The 10,844-nt window shown below is 49.8% G+C and carries 8 protein-coding genes; 4 read left to right on the forward strand and 4 right to left on the reverse strand.

Annotated elements, in window-relative coordinates:
• Window positions 1–7 precede the first annotated feature (7 nt).
• Entirely contained in the window at window positions 8–1,279 is a 1,272-nt protein-coding gene (locus BMZ51_RS18000; protein ID WP_068004773.1) for an amidase family protein, read from the reverse strand.
• 584 nt (window positions 1,280–1,863) lie between these two features.
• Here BMZ51_RS18000 and BMZ51_RS18005 point away from each other — a divergent pair.
• The 4 genes from BMZ51_RS18005 to BMZ51_RS18020 all read left to right on the forward strand — a co-directional run bounded on the left by BMZ51_RS18005 (window position 1,864) and on the right by BMZ51_RS18020 (window position 8,122).
• Window positions 1,864–3,480, forward strand: a complete 1,617-nt coding sequence (locus tag BMZ51_RS18005) for a M10 family metallopeptidase C-terminal domain-containing protein (protein ID WP_068004771.1) — start codon at window positions 1,864–1,866, stop codon at window positions 3,478–3,480.
• 266 nt (window positions 3,481–3,746) lie between these two features.
• A complete protein-coding gene (locus BMZ51_RS18010) occupies window positions 3,747–5,519 on the forward strand; it encodes a type I secretion system permease/ATPase (RefSeq protein WP_068004770.1) in 1,773 nt (590 codons plus the stop codon).
• Entirely contained in the window at window positions 5,512–6,828 is a 1,317-nt protein-coding gene (locus BMZ51_RS18015; RefSeq protein WP_068004768.1) for an HlyD family type I secretion periplasmic adaptor subunit, read from the forward strand. Before BMZ51_RS18010 ends, BMZ51_RS18015 begins: the two co-directional genes overlap by 8 nt.
• 316 nt (window positions 6,829–7,144) lie before the next feature.
• Window positions 7,145–8,122, forward strand: a complete 978-nt coding sequence (locus tag BMZ51_RS18020; protein WP_074882221.1) for a GlxA family transcriptional regulator — start codon at window positions 7,145–7,147, stop codon at window positions 8,120–8,122.
• A gap of 94 nt (window positions 8,123–8,216) precedes the next feature.
• On the opposite strand, the gene BMZ51_RS18025 is transcribed toward BMZ51_RS18020, so the two are convergent.
• The 3 genes from BMZ51_RS18025 to BMZ51_RS18040 form a co-directional block, all read right to left on the reverse strand.
• Window positions 8,217–8,519: a YciI family protein gene (locus BMZ51_RS18025; protein WP_068004765.1), complete on the reverse strand. Its 303-nt coding sequence runs from the start codon at window positions 8,517–8,519 to the stop codon at window positions 8,217–8,219.
• Between the two features lie 376 nt (window positions 8,520–8,895).
• Window positions 8,896–9,135, reverse strand: coding sequence for a GNAT family N-acetyltransferase (locus BMZ51_RS24780; protein WP_161941208.1), 240 nt, complete (start codon window positions 9,133–9,135; stop codon window positions 8,896–8,898).
• Window positions 9,136–10,156: 1,021 nt separating this feature from the next.
• Complete coding sequence (locus BMZ51_RS18040; RefSeq protein ID WP_068004759.1) at window positions 10,157–10,444, reverse strand: hypothetical protein; 288 nt, start codon at window positions 10,442–10,444, stop codon at window positions 10,157–10,159.
• Between the last annotated feature and the right edge of the window lie 400 nt (window positions 10,445–10,844).

The following is a 10,844-nucleotide window of genomic DNA, read 5'->3' on the forward strand; positions in this document are numbered from 1 at the left end:
ATTGCCTTTACCGCAGTAAGTGCTCCACCTCTTCGCCTGCAGCAAGCACGTGTTCGTCCTGTGCCGCAACACCACATACCGAAATACTGTGTGATGGTTTGGACGGATCAACTGGAAGCGTAAGAGACGGCATGTTCAAAAATGCGGTGATCATCGTCAAGCGCAACGCGGTGGCATTGGCCTTTTGAAACGACTCTATATTTTTTTCAACCTCAACAACACGTGGCGGCAACTCAGGTACTGTCGGCATCAACAAGAACCCGCCTTGAAGTTGCGCTTCTATCTCTGCCTGCAAAATGGCGCGTTGGTGCCTTAGGTAGGCAACTTGCTTTGCAGTCATTGGCAGGACGCCCTCCAAACGCGACTTTATCTGAGGATCAATCTGAGCATCACTCAAATCTAAAAATCGACAAACCTGCTCTCGGGCTTCAACGCTAACCAATGTTCCATATTCAGCGAAAAGCTGGTGTGTCCGTAAGATTGCTGGAAGATCCTTGCGAACCACATCGACACCAGCGTCAAACAGCGTTTCGATGCAAACATCAAACATCCTCATAATCTCATCGGAGATGCCAAGTCCCTCCATGTCTGGCACCACAAGCTGGAAGGGCTGGGCCCTGAGTGATTTCCCGACATGCTTAGCTTGAGCAGACATCACAGCATCAAGTTTTCGTATGCCGTGAACTGTACGCGCCATTGGACCGAGCACATCAAGGCTGGCTCCAAGCGGAACAACGCCTTCCATAGGGTAGCGACCCATCGTAGCCCGATAGCCGCAAATGCCTTGAAAGGCAGCAGGAACACGCGTGGAACCGGAGGTATCACTCCCGATGGCCAAATCACAAATCCCACTAGAGATCGCAGATGCGCAACCTGACGAAGAGCCACCTGGGACGCTTTCAGCATCCAACGCATTGGGGGAGTTGCCATAGTGTGGATTTAACCCCAAACCAGAAAAGGCAAACTCAGTCATATTGGCAGGGCCGATTGGAATAGCCCCGGCATCAATCACCCGTTGCACAGCAGGCGCGTTGTCGGGTTCAACACCGGTAGCATAGGCGAGCGAACCTGCTGTTGTCGCAAGTCCTTGCAGAGCGATATTCCCCTTGATAGCGACCAGCTCACCATCAATGGGGCTAAGTGCGCGGCCTTCCGCTTGACGTTGCTGTGCCGCCCTCGCCAACTCCTCAACCTGGGCTTTGTTAAGAGCAATAAAGATCGCCTTAAACGCAATAGTGTTGAGCTTGTCCCAGAGCTTTGTAAGATTGATCACTGTCATTACTCCGATACCCCGGCTGTGCCTTTCCTGCCCGGTATATTAGAGAAAGGCAATTCAACCTGTCAAAGCCTGTGTCCCAAAACCAAGAACCAAACAACGATCACCTGCCCAAGGTGTGCCCTGTTTGTTTCCTTCAAACACTTCAATATTGAGTTAAGGCAGACAATTGATTGTTGGAACATAAGCCGGCAGCGTCACGAACCCTCGCGCTTGGATACACTTAGCTTGAGTAGAATCAGTAAATAATAATAAGTATTGATTATAGATTTATTTGATTTGCTGAGAAATAATGTTCTCATGCCTTCCAAAAAGCAACCCTATCATGGAATGATTTCCCGCTTGCAGTGGTTCATTTAACACAAATATTCTAATGGTTTAGATTAACATTTGCGGAAAAATCGATTAATTCATACTTAAAATATGTCATATATATTATAATTTAATGCAGCTCAAATATCAAATATTATTGTACTATATTCATTTAATTACTTTCTTCTGTGAAATCTAAAAATGTTTATATTGATTTTAGATGCAACCTTAATACGATTAAGCGGCTTAATACTTCTATTACTCTAGGAGATACAATGTTTAAGAATAGAAAAAAATTCAAAGCCGAGTTTGTTGAAGGAAGTGATGCACCTTTCAGTACATCAACCCCCTACTCCATTGCAGCTGGTGATACCTTCGAAGGCACTTTAAGCACTCGCAGTGATTCCGACGCGATCGCATTTGAAGTGGAAGCTGGCGTTACTTACACGATCTCCCTTGACAGCTTTGGCGCCGACGGGGTTCCTGATACCTATCTTTATATTTTCGATTCTGAAGGCCAAGCAATCGCAATGGATGATGACAGCGGAGAAGGGCTTAATTCGTTAGTCACCTTCACAGCAACATCCTCAGGCAAGTTTTACATAGGGGCAACAGGTGTTGGCCGCGATACAACAGGTGATTATAAAATCACCCTGACTTCCAATGCAGGTCCCGTTGATCCAGATGATCCGGTAGACCCAGATGAACCGGTCGATCCAAATGCCTTCACAAACGACCAAATCGCAGCACAACTGACTGATGGTTTCTGGGAAAGCAACCACGACAGCCGTCGCTCCTTTGATGTAAGCCCGGGTGAAGCAATCACCGTTGACATCGGCGACCTTAATGCTGACGGTCGGGAACTTGCAATCAAGGCCCTGCAAGCCTGGACCATGACGACCGGCATCAACTTTGAATTCGTCACATCCAATGCGCAGATCACATTTGACGACAACGAAAGTGGTGCATACTCAACTTCGTCAACCTCAGGCGGCACAATCCGTTCGTCCTTTGTAAACGTCAGCACTGACTGGGTTGCCTCCTACGGCACAGATCTGGATGGTTATGCATTCCAAACTTACATGCATGAAATCGGTCATGCCATGGGTCTTGGTCATGCAGGAAACTACAACGGCAGCGCGGACTACGGCGTAGACAACCACTATAGCAACGATTCCTGGCAGGCATCTGTGATGTCCTACTTCGATCAGCGGGACAACACGAGTGTCGACGCCAGCTTTGCTTACGTTGTCTCTCCGATGATTGCAGATATCCTTGCGATGCAAGAACTGTATGGCACCACAGCAGACCTGCGCACTGAGTCCACCGTATATGGTGAAAACTCAACTGCTGGTGGTTACTATGATGAGATCGCAGACCTGAGACCAGTCGCCTTCACAGTCATCGATAATGGCGGCATTGATAGCATCAACTTCAGCTCTGTTACCGCAGATCAGAAAATCTCTTTGATTGCTGAGACCTATTCTGACGTTGATGGCCTTACCGGTAACATGGCTATCATGCGTGGTACCGTGATTGAGAATGCGTACTCTGGCTCTGGCGATGACCAGTTGATCGGCAACAGTGCTGACAACGCTCTTTATGCCAACGCTGGTGACGATGTTCTTGAAGGCGGTCAGGGCGATGACACCCTTTCCGGCGGCACCGGAAGCGACACATTCGTGTTCAACATCAATTGTGATGCTGACACAATCATCGACTTCTCCGATGGTTTGGACTTTATGATGTTTGAAAGCGGCGCAAGCAACTTTGCAGACCTCACAGTTCAGGACACAGGTGCAGACACGGTTGTCAGCTATGACGGCGGTTCCATCACGCTCACCGGCATCGAATCCAGCCTCATCAGCGCTGACGATTTCATGTTCGCATAAGAGCTAAAATACGTACAACCTGCCCTTGTGGCAGGTTGTATAATTATTTAATTAAAACATAATCTTGTAACTCATATCGCAAACTGCGCAAATCTTAGAAAATTCGGGCCTTAACCCTTCCCTACAGTGTTCAAATTCCGTAGGATGGGTACGCAACTTTTGTTGAGGTATAACCGCCAGTTTCTTTGCGCAGAAAAAGTCCGGCCAGCGTGCCGAGCAGACGAACCAGCGTTTTAGATTGGGGTCTGGTGGTTTCGGGAGTATCTATGAGTACATCGAAGAGTGGGCCGTCACAACGGCCACTGGTCGCCGAGGCGTTTGCCGCGTCACGTTCGGGGTATGCAGGCGTTGGCGTCTTGAGTCTGGTCATCAATCTATTGATGTTGACTGGTCCAATGTTCATGCTGCAAATCTATGACCGGGTATTGGCAAGCCACAGCGTGCCAACGCTGGTCATTATCGCCAGTTTCGCCGCTATCCTTTATCTGTTTTTCGCTCTGCTGGAAGGCATTCGCGCGCGCGGCCTGTCGCGAATCTCGCAGGAGATCGACGCCCGCCTCTCGCGTACCGCATTTTTGGCCAACCTGCGCGTTCCTTTGCGCATGGGCAACAGCGGCAAAAACGTAGACCCGATCCGCGATCTGGAAACCATGCGTCAGTTCTGGGGTGGCCAAGGTCCAGCCGCTCTCTTTGATATTCCATGGATGCCTATTTATCTGGGCTTGGTCTTCGTCCTTCACTTCTGGCTGGGCATGCTAGCTCTCGCGGGTGCCATCATCATTCTCACGCTCGTTTTGGCGAATGAGTTAATGAGCCGTGCTCCCTCCAAAGAGCTGGCAAGTCAAAATGCACAGCGCAGTAACACCCGGACCGGCGCTCGCCGCAACGCGGAAGTGGTGCGTGCCCTTGGTATGAGCGCCACACTCACCAACAAGTGGGATGAAGCCAACACCCGTTTTTACGAGGCACAGACCAAAGCCGGGGACCGCGCGTCTCTGTTTGCTACCGGCATCAAAGCCTTCCGCTTTTTGCTCGGCTCAGCTGTTCTGGCCGTTGGTGCATGGCTGGCTATCCGTCAGGAAGTTTCTCCCGGTGTTATGATTGCAGCGTCCATCATCACATCACGGGCTTTGTCCCCAGTCGAACAAGCGGTTGGTCAGTGGCGCACCTTTATTGCTGCGCGTCAGGCGCGTGCAAGACTGGACAAGACACTGGACGGTTTCGATGAAAGCGCACCGGAAACGGAGTTGCCTCTGCCAAGCAAAAACCTGAATGTACAGCAGGTCGCGACCGCGCCTCCAGGAGCACGCGCTGTGACGCTGGGTGGCATCAACTTTGCCCTCAACGCAGGTGATGGGCTGGGGGTCATCGGCCCGTCAGGCTCAGGAAAGACCAGTCTGGTTCGTGCCCTTGTTGGCGTTTGGCCAATCCTGCGCGGTTCTGTACGACTGGATGGCGCAGAGCTGAACCAGTGGTCCGAAGACCGGCTCGGAACAGCAGTTGGCTACCTGCCACAGGATGTTGAGCTCTTTGACGGAACGATTGCAGAGAACATCTCCCGCTTTGCACCGGGCCGTGATGATGAAAACGTCTTGAAAGCAGCTCAGCTTGCCAACGTACATGATCTTGTCACCAGCTTGCCGGATGGCTATGACACGCAAGTTGGCGAGGGCGGCACATTGCTGTCTGCCGGTCAGCGCCAGCGTATTGGTCTGGCTCGTGCTCTTTACAATACCCCGTTCCTGATCGTGCTTGATGAACCCAACTCCAATCTGGATTCAGAAGGGGAAGCAGCTCTGACCCGCGCCATCAAACTGATGCGGGACGCTGGCAGCATTGTCATCGTGGTTGCACACCGCCCAAGCGCCATCTCCGCGGTCGATCTTCTGCTCGTGGTCAAGGATGGTCAACAAGCAGCCTTCGGCCCGAAAGAAGAAGTCCTCCCGAAAATTAGTGCTCCTGCCGGGGCTCCGGCGTCCGCTAAAAAGCCAGCCGCGGCTGCGCCAGCGGGATCGTTAAGCGTGGTGCCACATGCCTGAGCAAACAACCCTTTCCAGCATCCAAAACTCTCGTCGTAAACACCTGCGGTGGGGCCTAGCGCTCGTTGGCGTGCTGGTGCTCGGCCTTGGTGGCTGGGCCTCAGTTGCCAAAATCAATAGTGCAGTCATTGCCTCCGGTTCCATCGCCGTCGATGGTCAGGCCAAGAAAGTGCAACACCAAGAAGGCGGTATTGTTGGCGAAATTCTGGTCAAAGACGGGGATGCAGTCCACGCTGGCGATGTTCTCTTCCGGCTAGATGAGACCTTGGTGAAGGCCAATCTTGCGATCACTCGCAAACGCCTGCACCAAATGCAAGCGCAGGAAGCACGCCTGTCTGCGGAATGGCGCGGCGAGGATAGCGTCACCTTCCCGGCCGCACTGGTTGAACTTACAAGCACCGATGAAATCGCTGCCGCAGCTTTGGATGGTGAACAAGCGCTATTCGCTGCCCGCAAACAGGGCATCAAAGGCCGTAAAAAGCAACTTGGTGAGCAGATTGCACAGCTCGATCAACAAATTGAAGGTCTACAAGTTCAACGCGACGCCAAAGTTGAAAGCATTGATCTGGTCACCCAGCAGCTCAGCGACTTTTCTACTCTTTTGGAAAAACGCCTCATTAACGCGTCACAGGTCACCGCCATCAAGCGCGAACGTGCTGAACTGGTTGGTGAGCGCGGTGGTTTGATTTCCCAAATTGCGCAGACCAGAGAAGCAATCAGCGAAAAACGCGTTCAGATCCTTCAGCTGGACGAGGAGTTTTTGGAAAAAGTCCTATCAGAATTACAGGATATCCGCTCTCAGATCGCCGAGCTTGAAGAGCAGCAAATTGCAGCCGAAGATCGCCTGAAACGCATTGACATTCGCGCTCCGCAATCCGGTTTCGTCCATCAGCTTGCAGTACATACGGTTGGCGGTGTGATTGCACCGGGCGATACTCTGATGCTCGTTGTGCCGCAAGACACAGAGCTTGTGATTGAAAGCCGCGTTCAGCCAGTCGACGTGGATCAGCTTCAGGTGGGGCAAAATGCATATGTCCGCCTCTCTGCATTTGATCAACGAACAACACCAGAGCTTGATGCAGCTGTTCTTAATGTTTCTCCAGACCTGACACGAGACGAGGTCACAGGTGAAACATTTTATCTGGCACGCTTGAAAATCCTTGAAAGTGAAATGCCAAAGCTGAATGGGCAGACACTTGTTCCCGGCATGCCAGTAGAAGGCTTCATTCAAACCGGGGAGCGGACCGTCCTTTCCTACTTCATTAAACCACTGCGAGACCAAATCGCACATGCCTTGAAAGAAAAGTAAGGGACAGCACCAGCATCCTGTTTCGAAAGCAATATGGGGCAAAACCGCTTACCAACGGTTTGCCCCATTTTTCGTTTCATATGAACCCATGCTGGCGTTGTGTTGGAAGAACAAAACCTCAGAGTAAAATGCGAACCGAGCGGATGTACGAAAGCACTGGCAAACCGCAATTTCGGATTGAATTAAAGGACCATAGGCGGACATCCTGTGTTTCTATCATGAGGTGAAGTTGCCCATCTTGATCAATGATAGTTCGTGACTGGCATACGAAAAAACGCTATTCATAGCTGGAAAGTCTGATTGGGACATGACAGCTATGAAAAAAGTCGCCATCCTTGCAGCAGATAAATGCGTGCTGTCATCCATCGCCTCGCCAATGGACATGTTTCTGCAGGCCGGTGTGCTGTGGAACGTAACCATGGGCGAAGCACCTGCGCCGATGTTCGAGGTGAAAATTGTTACTGCCGACGGAAATCCTGTTACAGCTATCAATGATGTGCCAGTCATTCCAAATTGCAGCATGCATGACATCGAATTCCCGGACCTCGTGATTGTCCCTTCTCAAGGGTTCTTTTTTGATCCGCGCTCCGCTAGTCATGCTAACCGGACCGAATGGCTCAAATCCGCTTTTGAGAATGGTTCAGACCTCGCCAGTGTATGCGCTGGCGCGTTCACGCTTGCGTCCACCGGATTGCTTGATGGAAAAAAGGCAACCACTCACTGGGGAATGGCAAAGCAGTTTCAGAAGAGTTTTCCGAACGTCGACTTACGGACCGATCTACTGGTTACTGACGAGGAACGGCTTTTCTGCGGAGGTGGTATTTCTGCAGAGCTGAATTTATCTTTGTACTTGATCGAAAAGTATTGCGGGCGGGAAATCGCACTTCAAAGCGCCAGATGCACCCTGGTCGACCTGGATCGTATCACCCAATCGCCTTTCGCAATGTTCACTCCAGAGAAAAACCATAGTGACAGTGTCATCAAGGATGTTCAAAATCGCATTGAATGTACGTTCGAGGCGCATGTGGATGTCGACGCCCTTGCCGCAGAAGCGGGCATGAGCGTGCGCCAGTTCAACCGAAGATTCAAGTCTGCAACAGGCGAAACAGTCACTGGTTATTTGCAGCTCATTAGAATTGAAGCGGCAAAAACAAAACTGGTCAACACACGACTTCCATTTGAAGAGATTTCAGCACGCGTCGGCTACGAAAACACGAGCTTTTTTCGTAGGATTTTTAAAAAGTGTACAAGTATTACACCGACTGAATACAGACGACGATTTGGGAACCGTTGAACTGTGTCGCTGCGGCGCGGAGTTAACGCATTATAACATTAATTCCGCGCCGCTCGGCTCGTATCTGAATCAAACACTACTGTCCGCTCAATTCTCAGAATGCAAGTTTACGGCCAATCAACGTGCCAAATGGAAGAAGAGGTTGCAGTGGAAACACGTCAAATTCCATCAAACCGACATCGACAAATGGCTGTTCGTTTAGAATGCTACGTGCTTCATCTTCATTCTCGCATTCCAGAATAAAGACCACACCGGGACGGTTCACCTGGAACCAAAAGTTCCGAATTTTTCCGTCCAGATAGGCTTCCATTGTGTGCTTGACTTCGTGAGGGCCATGCTCGCTTACTTTTTCCATCGTTGCACCTTGTGCAACTTTACTTACAGCAAGAATCTGCATCTCTCTCTCCTTAGATCGGGTTTTAGCCTTGGAACGCGGAACCACATTGTCTTGGGTTGCTTGAATTCATTCCTGCTCGAGCACGAGTATGTGCCGTTTCCAATTTGCTTTTGAGCGTCAAAGAAGACAGAAAAAGTCCTATCCGGACACATTGCTAAGAAATTTCCGATCTGATGGAAGGATGAGAGCTTTGTTCTGAGCCTCTGAAACCTCTCAACAAGGTGTCGAGCAATCGCCTAGTCAGTAAGGCGCTGGTCTTCATTTTGATGAAAGAGTTTTTCTGGAACCTTATGCTGAAGCCTAATTAGGGCTTCCACATCGAAGCAGATTTAAAAGCAGTCTATTTCAAGCGGGCTGAAGCGACAAACGGCAGCGTTTAGGAAAAACCGCCCACAGAGCGCTCCATTAAACAGTGGATCTCAGAATGTCCTGTTTCTCGAAATCCGCAGCGACGATAGAGGGACCCCACAGGGTTCCAGTACAAATATTCCAGTTTAACCGGAAGCTTCAGTTCGTCCGCAACTATGAGGCAATGTGTAAGGACCTGTGAGCCTATCCCTTGTCGCTGAAAATGAGGGAACAAATAAAATTCACCAAATCTGATATGATCAGACACAACTTGGAAAAAAACGGTCCCAAGGCGTGTCGCTTTTTGTCTGATTTAAAAAAGGTTTCTCGTTATAGCGTTGTAAGTGCAATTGCCACTGAAAATCTTCGTCCCACCCCCAACGTGAAATGATATGCCGTCCCATAGCAGCACGCTTTGCTTCAAAAGCAAATTTTTGGTCACACTGCATGGCTGTAAGCTTAGGGAACGTATAGTTTGGTTTAAGATGAGGAATGTTCATATAACAACTCAGGTGCCTAAATATAAGAGCATGTCAGGGGACATACTAAACACCTGTCACTGCCCAAGCCAAGCGCGATACCCCCCGATCAAATGATGGATTATCTTAGAAAACGGCCTGAGGACCAAGTTCCTAGCAGTCTACGAAAGTATCCATGATTTGTTTGAGCTTTCTATGAAGGCGTTATCTGTTGGTTTTCCCGAACTAGAAACATTCCACAACAACGCCTTTTGGGTTGGCCTTCGAAACAAGATCCCTAGAGACGCACTCACTATCGTAGTCGCACCGTATAACTCGTGGATAGTCGATTTGTTGACAGACCTTTGCAAGCGTTATAACGACATCACCGCCATTATAGCTAAACTTCAGATCGGTGGCCGGCGCATACCACGCGTAGGTAACAACGATCGCCAGGATCCGAACTTTCCAACCAGTTGCTAATTGGGCATGAAAAAAGTCCATTGCCCAGATTTGGTGGGATTGTGTTGGCTCTTGGCGATCGGAGCGCAATTTGGCCTTAAATCGACATTTGGGGGCGTTATTGCGTAATTGCGGTCCCAACTCATTGTAAAGACGCCGAACGCGCTTTGGGTCGGTTACCCAGCCTACTCGTTGTGGCAACACATGAATCCGCCTTTAACTAAACCGAACCCGAGCTTAGCAGATGTCTTTTATGCTCAACTTCCAAGCAGCCTGATCGTCACGTTTTGAATTGCAGGTGTACAATAAACGATCAACCTTCAAAGCCTTGCAGGCCATGCCAATTGAAGCAATCCACACCTCACACACTTAATCAACAAGCAACCGTTTGCGACCAGGCTTTAGAGCCTTTCTTGACAAAACATCCTGACGCATAGCTTTATCTAGAGAAAGTTCAGCAACCAGCCTCTTCAAGCGCCCGTTTTCTGCTTCCAGCTGCCATAACTGCTTCATCTCCGATGGCATAAACCCAACATGCTTATGTTGCCAGCTGTCAAACGCCGTCTGGCTCACGACAAACCTTGGCGACCGCCACGCCGTCTTCGGCTGTTTCAAAACAAAGGCAATCTGGGCTCCCGAAAATTTTGAGGCTTTCATCAAATTCTCCTCCTCCCGACAACGGGAGTTTAAGTGGAAAATTCCTGCCTGAAATAGTCCGAATTATTGAGGTCATATCAGTGGTGTAACATTTGAGGAAACACTCACGGCGCCTGAACCGGACCCCAATGGCACGCGCGCTCACCCGTTTAGCTTCTTTCGACCAAATCTGATGCCCGATCAAAAGAGGGACTGGATCTCGACTCTAAGTGACACACCTTTGCCAGTTCGGCTTCAAGACACGAAGTCCGATTTCGTAAACTAAGGTTAAGAGGTAATCCCCCCGCTAATTGATCGAGTTCAAAAGTAGAGATATTGTCACCTCATATTGAGGACTGATTTTATGAAGAAATCTCGTTTCAGCGATACGCAGATCATTGCGATTTTGAAGCAAGGCGAA

Origin of the sequence: Pseudovibrio axinellae (genome assembly GCF_900110875.1) — a bacterium.
Lineage (GTDB): Bacteria > Pseudomonadota > Alphaproteobacteria > Rhizobiales > Stappiaceae > Pseudovibrio > Pseudovibrio axinellae.

Coding starts and splice junctions, on each gene's coding strand:
- BMZ51_RS18000 (WP_068004773.1), bottom strand. CDS start 1,279: ATGACAGTGATCAATCTTACAAAGCTCTGGGACAAGCTCAACACTATT.
- BMZ51_RS18005 (WP_068004771.1), top strand. CDS start 1,864: ATGTTTAAGAATAGAAAAAAATTCAAAGCCGAGTTTGTTGAAGGAAGT.
- BMZ51_RS18010 (WP_068004770.1), top strand. CDS start 3,747: ATGAGTACATCGAAGAGTGGGCCGTCACAACGGCCACTGGTCGCCGAG.
- BMZ51_RS18015 (WP_068004768.1), top strand. CDS start 5,512: ATGCCTGAGCAAACAACCCTTTCCAGCATCCAAAACTCTCGTCGTAAA.
- BMZ51_RS18020 (WP_074882221.1), top strand. CDS start 7,145: ATGAAAAAAGTCGCCATCCTTGCAGCAGATAAATGCGTGCTGTCATCC.
- BMZ51_RS18025 (WP_068004765.1), bottom strand. CDS start 8,519: ATGCAGATTCTTGCTGTAAGTAAAGTTGCACAAGGTGCAACGATGGAA.
- BMZ51_RS18040 (WP_068004759.1), bottom strand. CDS start 10,444: ATGAAAGCCTCAAAATTTTCGGGAGCCCAGATTGCCTTTGTTTTGAAA.